The 13,479-nt window shown below is 70.4% G+C and carries 12 protein-coding genes; 3 read left to right on the top strand and 9 right to left on the bottom strand.

Translation table 11 applies throughout. The annotated features are described in order from the left end of the window. The first annotated feature begins 42 nt into the window (after positions 1-42). A complete protein-coding gene (locus EES42_RS09805; RefSeq protein WP_124717752.1) occupies positions 43-1,185 on the top strand; it encodes a M48 family metallopeptidase in 1,143 nt (380 codons plus the stop codon). On the opposite strand, the gene EES42_RS09800 is transcribed toward EES42_RS09805, so the two are convergent. From EES42_RS09800 to proB, 5 genes are all read right to left on the bottom strand, one after another. Beyond that, a complete protein-coding gene (locus EES42_RS09800; RefSeq protein WP_124717751.1) occupies positions 1,097-2,239 on the bottom strand; it encodes an SCO2583 family membrane protein in 1,143 nt (380 codons plus the stop codon). The genes EES42_RS09805 and EES42_RS09800 overlap by 89 nt on opposite strands. A gap of 345 nt (positions 2,240-2,584) precedes the next feature. Continuing rightward, positions 2,585-3,187 carry an SCO2584 family spore wall biosynthesis protein gene (locus tag EES42_RS09795; RefSeq protein WP_124717750.1) on the bottom strand — a complete coding sequence of 201 codons (603 nt, stop codon included), beginning with the start codon at positions 3,185-3,187 and terminating at the stop codon, positions 2,585-2,587. Positions 3,188-3,254: 67 nt separating this feature from the next. Next, complete coding sequence (locus EES42_RS09790) at positions 3,255-4,538, bottom strand: glutamate-5-semialdehyde dehydrogenase (protein ID WP_124717749.1); 1,284 nt, start codon at positions 4,536-4,538, stop codon at positions 3,255-3,257. Between the two features lie 185 nt (positions 4,539-4,723). After that, positions 4,724-5,224 carry a hypothetical protein gene (locus EES42_RS09785; RefSeq protein WP_124717748.1) on the bottom strand — a complete coding sequence of 167 codons (501 nt, stop codon included), beginning with the start codon at positions 5,222-5,224 and terminating at the stop codon, positions 4,724-4,726. Between the two features lie 143 nt (positions 5,225-5,367). Further along, positions 5,368-6,453 carry a glutamate 5-kinase gene (proB, locus tag EES42_RS09780; protein WP_241196373.1) on the bottom strand — a complete coding sequence of 362 codons (1,086 nt, stop codon included), beginning with the start codon at positions 6,451-6,453 and terminating at the stop codon, positions 5,368-5,370. Between the two features lie 308 nt (positions 6,454-6,761). On the opposite strand from proB, the gene EES42_RS09775 reads away from it, so the two are divergent. Then, positions 6,762-8,798, top strand: coding sequence for a glycosyltransferase family 2 protein (locus EES42_RS09775; protein WP_124717746.1), 2,037 nt, complete (start codon positions 6,762-6,764; stop codon positions 8,796-8,798). 84 nt (positions 8,799-8,882) lie between these two features. Further along, positions 8,883-9,482 carry a dTDP-4-dehydrorhamnose 3,5-epimerase gene (gene rfbC, locus EES42_RS09770; protein WP_124717745.1) on the top strand — a complete coding sequence of 200 codons (600 nt, stop codon included), beginning with the start codon at positions 8,883-8,885 and terminating at the stop codon, positions 9,480-9,482. Between the two features lie 73 nt (positions 9,483-9,555). On the opposite strand, the gene EES42_RS09765 is transcribed toward rfbC, so the two are convergent. The 4 genes from EES42_RS09765 to EES42_RS09750 form a co-directional block, all read right to left on the bottom strand. Further along, positions 9,556-10,350: an O-methyltransferase gene (locus tag EES42_RS09765; protein ID WP_124717744.1), complete on the bottom strand. Its 795-nt coding sequence runs from the start codon at positions 10,348-10,350 to the stop codon at positions 9,556-9,558. A 157-nt stretch (positions 10,351-10,507) separates the two neighbouring features. Then, complete coding sequence (rfbD, locus tag EES42_RS09760; RefSeq protein ID WP_124717743.1) at positions 10,508-11,392, bottom strand: dTDP-4-dehydrorhamnose reductase; 885 nt, start codon at positions 11,390-11,392, stop codon at positions 10,508-10,510. After that, the gene (gene rfbB, locus EES42_RS09755) at positions 11,389-12,375 is read right to left on the bottom strand and encodes a dTDP-glucose 4,6-dehydratase (RefSeq protein ID WP_124717742.1); all 987 of its coding nucleotides are present in this window, start codon (positions 12,373-12,375) and stop codon (positions 11,389-11,391) included. Before rfbB ends, rfbD begins: the two co-directional genes overlap by 4 nt. Then, positions 12,372-13,442, bottom strand: coding sequence for a glucose-1-phosphate thymidylyltransferase (locus tag EES42_RS09750; protein WP_124717741.1), 1,071 nt, complete (start codon positions 13,440-13,442; stop codon positions 12,372-12,374). Before EES42_RS09750 ends, rfbB begins: the two co-directional genes overlap by 4 nt. Positions 13,443-13,479 lie beyond the last annotated feature (37 nt).

Below are 13,479 nucleotides of genomic sequence, written 5' to 3'. Positions count from 1 at the left end.
TCAGGGGGCGAGCGACATCTCGTACGAACAGGGGGCCCATTCATGACCGAACACAGCCACGAGAGCCACGAGAACGTGCCGAGCAGGCAGCGCAGGCGCTTCGCAGGAATCTCGTCCCGGGCCTACGAACACCCGGCGGACCGCTCGGCCCTGGTGGCCCTGCGCAAGCTGAGCGGTTTCGACACCGTGTTCAAGACGCTGAGCGGCCTGCTGCCCGAGCGCAGTCTGCGACTGCTCTTCCTCTCCGACTCCGTCCGGGTGAGCGACGCGCAGTTCGCCCATCTCAACGACATGCTTCGCGATGCCTGTTACATCCTGGACCTGGAGAAGGTCCCGCCGATGTACGTCACCCAGGACCCGCAGCCCAATGCCATGTGTATCGGCCTCGACGAGCCGATCATCGTGGTGACGACGGGGCTGGTGGAGCTGCTCGACGAGGAGGAGATGCGGGCCGTCGTCGGCCACGAGGTGGGGCACGCGCTCTCCGGCCACGCGGTGTACCGCACGATTCTTCTCTTCCTCACCAATATCGCGCTGAAGGTCGCCTGGATCCCGCTCGGCAATGTCGCGATCATGGCGATCGTGACGGCACTGCGCGAGTGGTTCCGAAAGTCCGAGCTGTCGGCCGACCGGGCCGGACTGCTCGTCGGCCAGGATCTGCGGGCCTCGATGCGCGGTCTGATGAAGATCGCGGGCGGCAACCATCTGCACGAGATGAACGTGGACGCCTTCCTCGCCCAGGCCGACGAGTACGAGAAGGGCGGCGATCTGCGGGACTCGGTGCTCAAGATCCTCAACCTGCTGCCCCGCTCGCACCCGTTCACCACGGTGCGCGCGGCCGAGTTGAAGAAGTGGTCCGAGACCCGTGACTACCAGCGGATCATGGACGGTCACTACCCGCGGCGCGACGAGGACAAGGACACCTCGGTGACCGACTCCTTCCGGGAGTCCGCGGCCCACTACGCGGACACGGTGCGCACCAGCAAGGATCCGCTGATGAAGCTGGTGGGCGACATAGCGGGCGGCGCCGGGGACCTGGGCGGCAAGCTTCGCGACAAGTTCACCGGCCAGGGCGGCTCGGCGGGCAAGGGCGGCGCTACGAACGGCTCGGCGGACTCTGCGGGGCCGGAGGAGCCCCGGAATCCTGATGGGCCGGGGACCGGGTCGGGGCCTGCGGGGAGCTGACCGTCAGGGTTCCGCACAGCGCCGCCGTGGGCCGGCCCGTCGCGTACGGGTCGGTGCCCGCGGGGCCGCGGGCGACGGCGTGCTGCCCGGCGAGCAGCGGGCGCAGCGCACCAGTGGTGTCGGCCGGGCACGACTGCGGTCCGGCCTGGACGTAGCTGCTGCGCAGCTCCAGCCGGTGCAGCCGCAGGTCCTCCCGATCGAAGCGGAAGTGCAGCTCGCGCCGTACGGTGAAGAGCGAGGCGCCGTCCTTCGGTTGGGACCCTGGGACGGCCGGGCGGAGCGTGTAGGTGAAGGTGTGGTCCGACACCACCTCCAGTGTGTCGGAGCCCTCCTCGGTGTAGCTCAGAGTTCCACGGACCCGGATGTCCGGGGAGGCCAGGGCCACCTTCGCCGGGTCGAACCGCACCAGCCATCCGGTGGCGGCGTGCTGCCCGTCGTCCTGCGGCCTGTTCATGCTGCGCTCGAACTGGGCCGTCTGATCCGGGTCGAGCAGCATCTCCACCGGGCGGGCCGCGGTGCCGTTGAGCACGTCGGAGTCGAGCGAGGAGGCCACCAGATAGTCCTTGACGGTGGTCAGGGCCGTCGCCACCTGGCTGTCGGAGAAGTTGTCGGTCCGCCTGACCGCCGGCAGATTGATGCCTTCGGCACCTGTTCCGAAGTGGGCGGCGGGGCTCTTGGCGAGGAGGGCGGCAGCGGTGCCGCCCGGTACGGCGCCCTGTGGTGCCAGGGGCACGACGGTCGATCTCAGCGGTTCGGCCCGTCTGCCGACGGGTGCCTCGTAGGGGTGGCGGAGGCCCATGTACACGGCCATTCCGAAGGCCAGGGCGATCAGGAGGACCAGGGCGATGGCGGCCCGGGGGCCGGTGCGCAGGCGTCGGGCCGGCAGGCTGCGTACGGCGGGGGCGTGGTCCTCCATGCGCTCCTGGGCGGAGAATTCCTGCAGCCGGGCAGCACGCACGAAGGACTCGTCGAAGACGAGCGACCTGTACTCGTCCTCACCGCCGCCCGTGGGACTCTCGGGCGGACCTTCTGGTGGTTCTCCGCGGCCTGCCATGACTTCTCCCGACTCCACGTCACCGACCGGGGCCGGAACGCTTCGCTCTGCTTCGGCCGAATGGCTTCGGACAGGGCCTGCCCGTCATGAGTTCGTATGACGTCGCACGACTGCGCATGTACGGACGAGTGAGAAGCCCCCTCGGCGAGAGGGGTCACACCTTCAGGGTAGGTCGATTGCGACCGCGATAAACGCCCAGCCGCGAGCGAACCACGGGAGAGACAGGAGAATCGGCCGGGAGCTCCACCGGGGCCCTGCGGGCACACCGTGTCGGCGCGTGCCGCACCCCGCGCGTGCCTCGGCCGGTGCACTCCCCGGCCGGTGGCTCCCCGGCCGGCGCGTGCCTCAGTCCGTGCGGGGGATCGCGGACACGGTGGGACGCAGATAGCCCGTGGGGGCCGGTGGGGTGGCGTCGGGGGCAGAGCCCGGAGCGCTGTCCACGCCGGTCGTGGCGGGCGGCGGGGCTGGGTCCTGGCGGCTGCCGGAGGTGTTGCGGTAGACGGCGCTGAAGGCCAGCGCGACCATACCGATGCCCATCAGCACGGCGAGCAGCCAGGCCACCGGCCGGTGCCAGCGCGCCGCGCCCCGGTAGGGCCGCAGAGCGCCGCCGTGGCGCCCGTAGGGGCCGCCGCTGCCGTACGCGTCGTCATCGGGGTCCAGTGGGTCGTCGTAGGCGCCCTCGCGGCTGTACTCGCCGGGGCCGTACCCGTCGTCGTAGAGCTCGTCATCCATCGGGCCGCCGCCCGCCCTCGCCCGGGAGGCCTCGGCCTCGGCGCGCGCCTGGGCGGCCGCCAGCAGCCGCTCCACGGCGGTCGGCTCATGAATCTCGGCGGCCCGTACGAAGTCCTCGTCGAACACCACGGAGGCGAAGTCCTCGTCCGCGCCCCCGCGGTCGTCGTCGGGCTCCCAGCCGTCCGGGAACGGCCTGCCCCCCACGTCGTCCGGCACCGCTCCAGACTAGCCCCGCCGGGACGTTCTGGGCAGGGAGCCCGCAACATTCACCGGCCCTGGAAAGTCACCGGACATGGCCGTCGCCCGTGACGATGTACTTCGTCGAGGTGAGCTCCGGCAGGCCCATCGGGCCCCTGGCGTGCAGCTTCTGCGTGGAGATGCCGATCTCGGCGCCGAAACCGAACTGACTGCCGTCGGTGAAGCGGGTGGACGCGTTGACGGCCACCGTCGTGGAGTCCACCAGCTGGGTGAAGCGGCGGGCCGCGGCCTGCGAGGTGGTCACGATCGCCTCGGTGTGGCCGGAGGACCACAGCCGGATGTGTGCGACGGCCGCGTCCAGCGACTCCACGACGGCCGCGGCGATGTCGTAGGAGAGGTACTCCGTCTCCCAGTCCTCCGCCGTCGCCTCGACCACGGTGGCCTTGGACCCCGCGGCGTATTCGAGGACCCGCTCGTCGCCGTGGACGGTCACGCCCGCGTCGGCCAGTGCGTCCAGGGCGCGCGGCAGGAACCGCGCGGCGACGTCCTTGTGGACCAGGAGCGTCTCGGCGGCGTTGCAGACGCTCGGGCGCTGCGCCTTGGAGTTGATCAGGATGTCCACGGCCATGTCGAGGTCGGTCTGCGCGTCCACGTACACATGGCAGTTGCCGGTGCCGGTCTCGATGACCGGCACGGTGGATTCCTCGACCACCGTGCGGATCAGCGAGGCGCCGCCGCGCGGGATGAGGACGTCGACCAGGCCGCGGGCCCGCATCAGTTCCCGTACCGAGTCACGGTTCTCGCCCGGGACCAGTTGCACCGCGTCGGCCGGGAGCCCGGAGCCGCCGACGGCGTCGCGCAGCACCCGTACCAGCGCGACGTTGGAGGAGTACGCGGAGGACGAGCCGCGCAGCAGCACGGCGTTGCCGGACTTCAGGCAGAGGGCCGCGGCGTCGACCGTCACATTGGGCCGGGCCTCGTAGATGATCCCGACCACGCCGAGCGGCACCCGGACCTGTCGCAGGTCGATGCCGTTGGGCAGGGTCGAGCCGCGGACGACCTCGCCCACCGGGTCGGGCAGCGCCGCCACGTCCCGCACATCGGCGGCGATCGCGCGGATCCGTTCCGGGGTGAGGGTGAGCCGGTCGATGATCGACTCGCTGGTACCGGCCTCCCGGGCGCGGGCGACGTCCTCGGCGTTGGCCGTGACAATCTCGGCCGTCCGCACTTCGAGCGCGTCCGCGATGGCCAGCAGCGCGTCGTCCTTCGCGGCGCGCGGCAGCGGCGCGATGTCGGCGGCGGCGGAACGTGCCCGGTAGGCGGCCTGGGCGACCGGGGACATGTTGTCGTACGGCGAGAGCGTGGTCATGCCCGCAGGGTAGTGCGCACACTACGGGCATCCGGCACGTATCCCGTGATGCGAGACAGCTCCCCAATGACAGCTTCCCGCCGACAGCTCCCCGCCGCCGGCTCCCCGGTCGCGGCTCCCCGACGCCGGCCCACCGGTGGCGGCACCCCGGCACCCCGGGGCCGCCGCCACGGAGGCCACCGGGCTCAGTACGGGTGCACCCCCACCGGGGCGGCCGGAGGCGGCCCGTACCCCTCGGCGATGCGCTGGTGGTACGTCTCCCGGTCGATGACCTCCAGACCGACGATCTCCCAGGGCGGAAGCTTGGCCGTGGAACGGTGCTCGCCCCACAGCCGCAGCGCGACGGCCGCCGCGTCGTGCAGATCGCGGGCCTCTTCCCAGTAGCGGATCTCCGCGTGGTCGTCGGCGTACCTGCTGGTCAGCAGGAAGGGATGGTCGTGCGCGAGCTGTTCGAGTCCGCGTCTGATCTCCGCCAGCGGGGTGGCGGTTCCCGAGACGCTGAGCGTGATGTGCCACAGCCTCGACGGGGTGCGTTCCTCCTTCACCACCGTCTGCTCGGACCCGGCGGTCCGGTCGTCCCCTCGCTCCTTGATCCGGCTCCCGTCGAAGCCTGTACCGGCCCCGACGCTGGTCAGGGCCCGGCCACCCGTTCCTCGGGGCGGCGCCCCCGGGCGCGCTCGTCTCACCGGCGGCCTCCTGTGAATGCGTTCGCTGTGCTGTACCCCGCTGTTTCCCCGTTACAAAGTTGACCAGCCCGCGGCCGGGGATGGGGCGGTTTTCGTGAAGGTCTCTGCCCCGAGGCTGGACTTTCAGTCGTTTCAGGGGTTTGTCAGCCGTGCAGTACGACCAGATCGTCCCTGTGTACGACCTCGCGCTCGTACGCCGGGCCGAGTTCCCGTGCCAGGTCGCGGGTGGAGCGGCCGAGCAGTTGCGGGATCTCCTTGGCGTCGAAATTGACGAGTCCGCGGGCCACCGGCCGGCCTTCGAGATCGCGCAGCTCCACCGGGTCACCGGCGGTGAAATCCCCTTCGACCGAGGCGATTCCGGCGGGCAGCAGCGAGCTGTGGCGTTCGACGACCGCCTGCACGGCCCCGTCGTCCAGGGTCAGCGAACCCTGCGGGGTGGAAGCGTGGGCGAGCCAGAGCAGCCGGTCCGCCGAGCGGCGTCCGGTGCGGTGGAAGTACGTGCCGGTGTCACGGCCGGCCAGGGCGTCGGCGGCCCGGCTCGCCGAGGTGAGGACGACGGGGACTCCGGCCGCGGTGGCGATCCTGGCCGCCTCGACCTTGGTGACCATGCCGCCGGTGCCGACGCCCGCCTTCCCGGCACTGCCGATGGTGACGCCCGCGAGGTCCTCGGGACCGGTCACTTCGGCGACCCGCGAGGTGCCCGGGGTGCTGGGGTCGCCGTCGTAGAGGCCGTCCACGTCGGAGAGCAGGACCAGCAGATCCGCGCGGACGAGGTGGGCGACCAGGGCTGCGAGCCGGTCGTTGTCGCCGAACCGGATCTCGTCGGTGGCGACGGTGTCGTTCTCGTTGACGACCGGGAGCGCGCCCATGTCCAGGAGCTGGTCGAGGGTGCGGCAGGCGTTGCGGTAGTGGGCGCGGCGGCTGGTGTCGTCGCTGGTCAGCAGCACCTGGCCGACGCGTACGCCGTACCGTGCGAAGGAGGCGGTGTAGCGGGCGACGAGCAGTCCCTGGCCGACGCTGGCGGCGGCCTGCTGCCTCGCCAGGTCCTTGGGCCGGCGCAGCAGTCCGAGCGGGGCGAGCCCGGCCGCGATGGCGCCGCTGGAGACGAGCACGATCTCGCGCTCCCCTCCGCTGCGCACCTTGGCCAGTACGTCGACGAGTGCGTCGACGCGGTCCGCGTCGAGGCCGCCGGCCGCGGTGGTGAGGGAGGAGGAACCGACCTTGACCACGATCCTGCGGGCCTCTGTGACGCCCTGCCTTGCCCCTGACACGTGCATCCCCAATGATTCGGCCTCGCCCAGCCCCCGCAATCTACGCGAGCGGCGAATACGGCGCCCGTGTGTTCCGCCCTCTGGACCCTTCCGTCCGCGCACTGTCGGCAGGATCGCGTAGGGCCCGCGCAGGCAACCGTTGAGGCATCTGAGTCATCTAACAGCCGATAGGGTGAACGGCGGGTGGCTTCCTATGCCATTTTCAGCAGCAGGCCTCGCATCCGCCGCCGGCCAGAGGGACTTCTCACAGACATGGGACAGCAGCAATGCCAGTCAAAGTAAGTGTCGTCATTCCTGTATACAACCCGGGCAAGTACATCGACCCCTGCATCGACTCGCTGCTGCGACAGACCCTCCCGGCAGGGGAATTCGAAGTCCTCTTCGTCAACGATGGCTCGACGGACGACACTCGTGAGCGGCTTGAGAAGCTGGCCGGGGAACACCCGCATTTCCGTGTGATCACCATCCCGAACTCCGGATGGCCCGGAAAGCCCCGCAACATCGGTGTGGACGAGGCGAAGGGCGAGTACGTCCAGTTCGTCGACCAGGACGACTACCTCGCCTCCGGCGCCCTGCAGCGGCTGTACGACATGGGCCACCGCAACGGCTCGGACATCGTCATCGGCAAGGTGGCGAGCAACTTCCGCGGCGTCCCGCACGGCGTGTTCAAGAAGAACCGCGAGAAGTGCACCCTGCACGACGCACCCCTGTACGACAGCCTCACGCCGCACAAGATGTTCCGTACGGAGTTCCTCCGCGAGAACGGCATCGCCTACCCCGAGGGCAAGCGCCGGCTCGAGGACCAGCTCTACATGATGCAGGCGTACTTCCCCGCCAAGGTCGTCTCGATCCTCGGCAACTACACCTGCTACTACTACTCCCGCCGGGACGACGGCCAGAACGCCGGATCGGCGAAGATCATCCCGTCCGGCTACTACGGCAACCTCCGTGAGGTCCTCGACGTCGTCGTGGACAACACCGAGCCCGGCGAGTTCCGGGACATGCTGCTGCGCCGCTTCTACCGCGTCGAGATGCTCGGCCGGCTCAGCGAGCCCGCCGTCCTCAAGTACGACCCCGAGTACCTGGACGAGATGTGCGACGCCGTCCAGGGCCTGGCCACCGACTTCATGGACGACGGGGTGCACGACGGGCTCGGCCCGGTGCTCCGGCTGCGCTCCACGCTGCTGCGCAACAACGACCGCCAGGGCCTGGTGCGGATCTCCCGGTTCGCCGCGTCGGTCAAGGCGGCGGCCCGCCTTGAGGGCTTCGCCTGGCGGCCGGACGGCCGGATCGACCTCACCATCAGCGGCCGCCTGGTCCACGGCGAGGACCAGAAGCCGCTGACGCTGCTGCGCCGCGACGGGCGTTACTTCCTGCACCCCGACATCACCGAGGGCCTGCTGCCGGACGGCGAACTCCTGGACGTCACCGACGACATGGCCGGATTCTCCGCCGAGCTGTCGCTGCGCAACCGTGAGACCGCCGTCGAGTGGTCCTGCCCCGCGAGCTTCACCGCCCGGGTCGAGGAGCTCGGCGACGACGTCTGCGAGGTCGTCCTGCACGGCAGCGGCCAGATCGGCTCGGAGGCGGTCAAGGGCCGCGGCCGGGTGTCGCGCGGCTTCTGGGACGTGTGGGTGCCGCTGCGCGGCCTCGGCCTGGTCCGCAAGGCCCGGCTCGGCGCCGACCGCGCCCCGGAGGTCGACGCGGCCTGCCTGCCCGCCTCGCTGGGTTCGCCGGCCCGCGCCGTCATCCCGTACTTCACCGACCCGCACGGCAACATCACCCTCGATGTGGCCCGGCGCGCCAAGAAGCTGGCCGAATACCTCGAAGGGCGTCCGCTCCAGCGGTCCCCCGGCGGCTCCGAGCTCCGGCTGGACCTCTTCACCACCGACGGCACCGGCACGTCCCCGACCACCCTGGTCCTGAGCCCGGCGGACGGGGCTGGCGGCTCCTCGCACCAGCTCCGCACCACCCTGCGGCCCACCGACGGCCGGGCCCACCTCACGGTGCCCGACCGCGCGCCGGGCGTCCCGGCCGGTACGTGGAAGCTCGCGGTCCGGCTGGACGGCGACAAGAACCCCCCGTTCCACCTCTGCGACGTCACCGTCGCCAAGAACGGCCGGATCACCCTGCCCGCGAGCCTCCCGCCGATCGACGCCGGGATCATGCTCGGCATCACCAGCAGGCGCCGGAAGGCGAAGCTGCGCCGCGCGCTGCGCGCCGTCGGCGGTCCCATCGTGCGCAGGCTCCCGGCCAAGAGCCGCAAGCGGGCGCGCCGCCTGGCCGCCCGGTTCACCGGCTGACCCGCGCCCGTACCCCCGTACGTTTCCCACCAGAACACCGGCCGAACGCATCGGCCACGAGCAACAGAACAAGGACGTGATCGCATGCGGCAGCTCTCCATCGAAGGGGCCTGGGTGCATGAGCCCAAGGTCTTCCCGGACAGCCGCGGCAGCTTCCACGAGTGGTTCAAGGCCTCGGAGCTGAGCGAGGCCGTGGGCCACACGCTGCGTCTGGCGCAGGCCAACTTCTCCGTCTCCAGCCGGGGGACGCTGCGCGGGGTGCACTTCGCCGACGTGCCGCCGAGCCAGGCGAAGTACGTCAAGTGCGTGCGCGGCGCGGTGCTCGACGTCATCGTGGACATCCGGGTCGGCTCCCCCACGTACAAGCGGTGGGAGGCCGTCCGGCTCGACGACGTCGACCACCACGCCGTCTACCTCGCCGAGGGTCTCGGCCACGCCTTCATGGCGCTGACGGACGACGCCTCGGTCAGCTACCTGTGCTCCGAGGGCTACGCGCCCGGCCGCGAGCACGGCATCAACCCGCTCGACCCGGAGCTGGGCATCGAGTGGCCCGAGGGCATCCCCCCGCTGCTGTCCGACAAGGACGCCGCGGCGCCCTCGCTGGCCGAGGCCGAGGAGCAGGGCCTGCTGCCCTCGTACGAGGCGTGCCAGGCGTACTACGCGCAGCTGCGCGCCCGCGGCTGAGCCGCCCGCGCCGATACGCCGAAGCCCCCGTGGTCCGTACGGATCACGGGGGCTTCGCGTCGTCCGGGTGGGGTCAGCCCGTCACTGCCTTGATGCGCGAGCGCAGCGGCGCGAAGGCCGAGCGGGAGCGGTGCAGGTTGCGGGCGCGGGCCAGGGCCGGCCAGAAGTCGGCGCGCAGCAGCGTCTCGGGCCGGACCGCGTTCTTGCGGACGAGTACCTCTTCGGGCACGTCCTGCGGGTCGGGTACGACGAACTCCTCGATGATCTTGTCGTACTCGTTCTTCAGGACGTTGTTCTCCGGGTCGGCGCCGAACACGGCGACCACTCCGGTCGGTTCGGTGTCCACCTCGACGACCACCAGGTCGGGGCGGTAGCGGCGGAGCACCTGCACCACCTTGTACACGTCACCGGTCCAGTACTTGGTGTGCCGGTCGCGGGCCGCCTCGTCGACGTCGCGCGGCAGCATGTCGTCGAGAACGATCACGCTCGACCAGCGGGAGTGCTTCTCGACGTTCATGAAGTCGCGCAGGGCGTACTCGAAGAGGTGCATGCCGTCGATGAAGGACAGCTCCAGCTTCGGGTCCCCGCCCAGGACGTTGAGCGGATCGCGGCGGGCCAGCGCCCGGAACGGGTTCCGGCCGTTGCGCAGGTGCAGCAGCGGATCCTTGCGGGCGAAGAAGTCGTCACTCGTCGCCCTGACCAGGTGGACGTCACAGCTGATGTCCGTCACGACCCGGAAGGCGGGGTCGACGGCGACCGAAGGTACCCGTGAGAGGGCCAGGCTTCTGCCGTCGTTGACCCCGATCTCCAGATAGTTCCGGGGGCGGTATACGCGGTGCAGATGACGCAGGAAGTCGTGGCGGTTCACGTGGAGCAGCCCTTCGCAGGAAACCAACTGGTCTGGTTCCCGGCGAAGTTACCTCATGACCGCACCGTGATGTAAGCGTTCTCCCCTATGTAAACCTTCGGCGTAAACATCTTTGAAATTCGACGAGATTTGACCGCTTGTGCGATCAATCAAATGATCATGGCCGCTCTGCTGCGAGAAGCGCGGGAAACGCTTCCTCCAGCCGCGCCCGCCAGTCCCGGACCGGTTCGATCCCGGCCGCGGCCCAGCGGTCGTGGCCCAGCACGCTGAACGCGGGCCGGGGGGCCGGCCGCACGAAGGCCTCGCTGGTCGTGGGACGGACCCGCTCGGGGTCGGTGCCGAGCAGCCGGAAGATCTCCCGGGTGAAGCCGAACCAGGTCGTCTCGCCGCCGCTGGTGCCGTGGTAGACGCCCGCCGGAGCGGTGCCCGCGAGGGCGGCCTGCCCGAGCCGGACCAGCCGGTCGGCCAGATCGACGGTCCAGGTGGGCTGACCACGCTGGTCGTCCACCACGTCGAGGGTGTCCTTGACGCCCTCCAGCTTGATCATCGTACGGACGAAGTTGCCGCCGCCCGCGCCGTACAGCCAGGCCGTGCGGACCACGTAACCGGTCTCCGGCAGAGTGCTCAGCACGGCCTGCTCGCCGGCCAGCTTGGTGCGTCCGTAGGCGCTGCGCGGCCCGGTCGGGTCGTCCTCGGCGTACGGCTTGACGCCGTCACCGGCGAAGACGTAGTCGGTGGAGACCTGGAGGAGCACGGCGCCGTGCTCCCGGCAGGCCTCGGCGAGAACAGCGGGGCCGGTGCCGTTGACCCGCAGCGCGGCGTCCTCCTGGGACTCCGCGTCGTCGACCGCGGTCCAGGCGGCGCAGTTCACCACGACGGCCGGGCGGTGCTTCCCGAAGGCCGCGCGTACCGACTCCGGGTCGGCGACGTCCAGTGCCGCCCGGTCCGCGGCGACCGCGGTGACGTCCTCACCGGCGAGCCGGGCCAGGACGTCCTGGCCCAGCATCCCGGCGGCTCCGGTGACCAGCCAGACGGCGCTCACAGGGCGGCCCGGTCCTTCAGCGGCTCCCACCAGGCGCGGTTGTCGCGGTACCACTGCACGGTCTCGGCGAGGCCGGTGCGGAAGTCCTTGCGGGGCTCGTAGCCGAGCTCCTCGCGGATCTTGGTGCAGTCGACCGAGTAGCGGCGGTCGTGGCCCTTGCGGTCCTCGACGTAGGTGACGCTGGTGTCCCAGTCGGCGCCGCAGGCGTCCAGCAGCAGGCCGGTGAGCTCCTTGTTGGACAGCTCGGTGCCGCCGCCGATGTTGTAGACCTCGCCGGCCCGGCCCTTGGTGCGGACCAGCTCGATGCCCTGGACGTGGTCGTCGATGTGCAGCCAGTCGCGGACGTTGGCGCCGTCGCCGTAGAGCGGGACCGTCTTGCCGTCCAGCAAGTTGGTGACGAAGAGCGGGATGACCTTCTCGGGGAAGTGGTGGTGCCCGTAGTTGTTGGAGCAGCGGGTCACCCGCACGTCGAGGCCGTGGGTGCGGTGGTACGAGAGCGCGATCAGGTCGCTGGACGCCTTGGCCGCGGAGTACGGCGAGTTGGGCGCGAGCGGGTGGGTCTCGGGCCAGGAGCCCTCGTCGATCGAGCCGTAGACCTCGTCGGTGGAGATGTGCACGAAGGTCTTGATGCCCGCCAGGTGCGCGGCGTGGATCAGCGTGTGGGTGCCCACCACGTTGGTACGGACGAACTCGGCGCCGCCGTCGATGGACCGGTCCACGTGGGACTCGGCGGCGAAGTGCACCACCTGGTCGTGCTCGGCCATCAGCTTGGCGACCAGCTCCGGGTCGCAGATGTCACCCTGCACGAACCGGAAACCGGGGTGGTCGCGCACCTCGTCGAGGTTGGCCGGGTTGCCCGCGTAGGTGAGCTTGTCGAGGACGGTGACAGCGATGTCGCCGGGGCCCTCGGGGCCGAGCACCGTACGGACGTAGTGCGAGCCGATGAAGCCGGCGCCGCCGGTCACCAGGATGTTGGTGGTCATGAAGAGATCTGCACCTTGCTGTGGTCGCCGAGCACGAGTCGGTGGGCGGACGGGGAACGGGGGGCGGGGGTCACTTCGACGTCACGGCCGATGAGCGACGCCTCGACGCGGCGGACACCGGCGATGGAGGCGCCCCGCAGAACGATGGAGTACTCGATCTCGCTGTCCTCGATGCGGACGTCCTCCGAGACCGAGGTGAACGGGCCCACGTACGCGCCGCTGATCACCGAACGGGCACCGATGATCACCGGTCCGACGATGCGGCTGCCGCTGACCTTGGCACCCGGCTCGATCCTGACCCGGCCGATGATCTCGCTGTCCGCGTCGACGTCGGCACCCTCCTGGAACGGCTCGACGGCCTCCAGGACGGTCCGGTTGACCTCCAGCATGTCGGTGACGTTGCCGGTGTCCTTCCAGTAGCCGCGGATCGTGGTGGAGCGCACGTCGCGCTTCTGGTCGATCAGCCACTGGATGGCGTGGGTGATCTCCAGCTCGCCGCGCCAGGACGGCTCGATCGAGCGGACCGCCTCGTGGATGGCCGGGGTGAAGAGGTAGACGCCGACGAGCGCCAGATCGCTCTTGGGCTCCTTCGGCTTCTCCTCCAGCGATGCCACCCGGCCGTCGGCGTCGAGCTCCGCGACACCGAAGGAGGTCGGGTTGGGCACCTGCGTCAGCAGGATCTGCGCATCGGGCTTGTCCGCGCGGAACTCGTCCACCAGACCGGTGATCCCGCCGACGATGAAGTTGTCGCCGAGGTACATGACGAAGTCGTCGTCGCCCAGGAAGTCGCGGGCGATCAGCACCGCGTGGGCGAGGCCGAGCGGCTCGTCCTGCGGGATGTAGGTGACCTCGATGCCGAGCGCGGAGCCGTCGCCGACCGCCTCGCGGATCTCGGGGGCGGTGTCGCCCACGATGATGCCGACCTCGGTGATACCCGCTTCCGCGATGGCTTCCAGGCCGTAGAAGAGCACGGGCTTGTTCGCCACGGGCACCAGCTGCTTGGCCGAGGTGTGTGTGATGGGACGCAGGCGGGTGCCGGCCCCTCCGGATAGTACGAGAGCCTTCACGTGTCCAGTCCCCATGGTGTTCTGTCGGTCCTGCCGC

Source organism: Streptomyces sp. ADI95-17 (genome assembly GCF_003846175.1).
GTDB classification, from domain to species: domain Bacteria; phylum Actinomycetota; class Actinomycetes; order Streptomycetales; family Streptomycetaceae; genus Streptomyces; species Streptomyces sanglieri.
The sequence above is the reverse complement of the archived record's forward strand: the minus strand, read 5'-3'. Positions and strand labels throughout refer to the sequence as shown.

Bases quoted from the DNA above. Each gene is read 5' to 3' on its own strand.
- EES42_RS09800 (WP_124717751.1), bottom strand. From the start codon at position 2,239: ATGGCAGGCCGCGGAGAACCACCAGAAGGTCCGCCCGAGAGTCCCACG.
- EES42_RS09775 (WP_124717746.1), top strand. From the start codon at position 6,762: ATGCCAGTCAAAGTAAGTGTCGTCATTCCTGTATACAACCCGGGCAAG.
- rfbC (WP_124717745.1), top strand. From the start codon at position 8,883: ATGCGGCAGCTCTCCATCGAAGGGGCCTGGGTGCATGAGCCCAAGGTC.
- EES42_RS09805 (WP_124717752.1), top strand. From the start codon at position 43: ATGACCGAACACAGCCACGAGAGCCACGAGAACGTGCCGAGCAGGCAG.
- rfbB (WP_124717742.1), bottom strand. From the start codon at position 12,375: ATGACCACCAACATCCTGGTGACCGGCGGCGCCGGCTTCATCGGCTCG.
- EES42_RS09790 (WP_124717749.1), bottom strand. From the start codon at position 4,538: ATGACCACGCTCTCGCCGTACGACAACATGTCCCCGGTCGCCCAGGCC.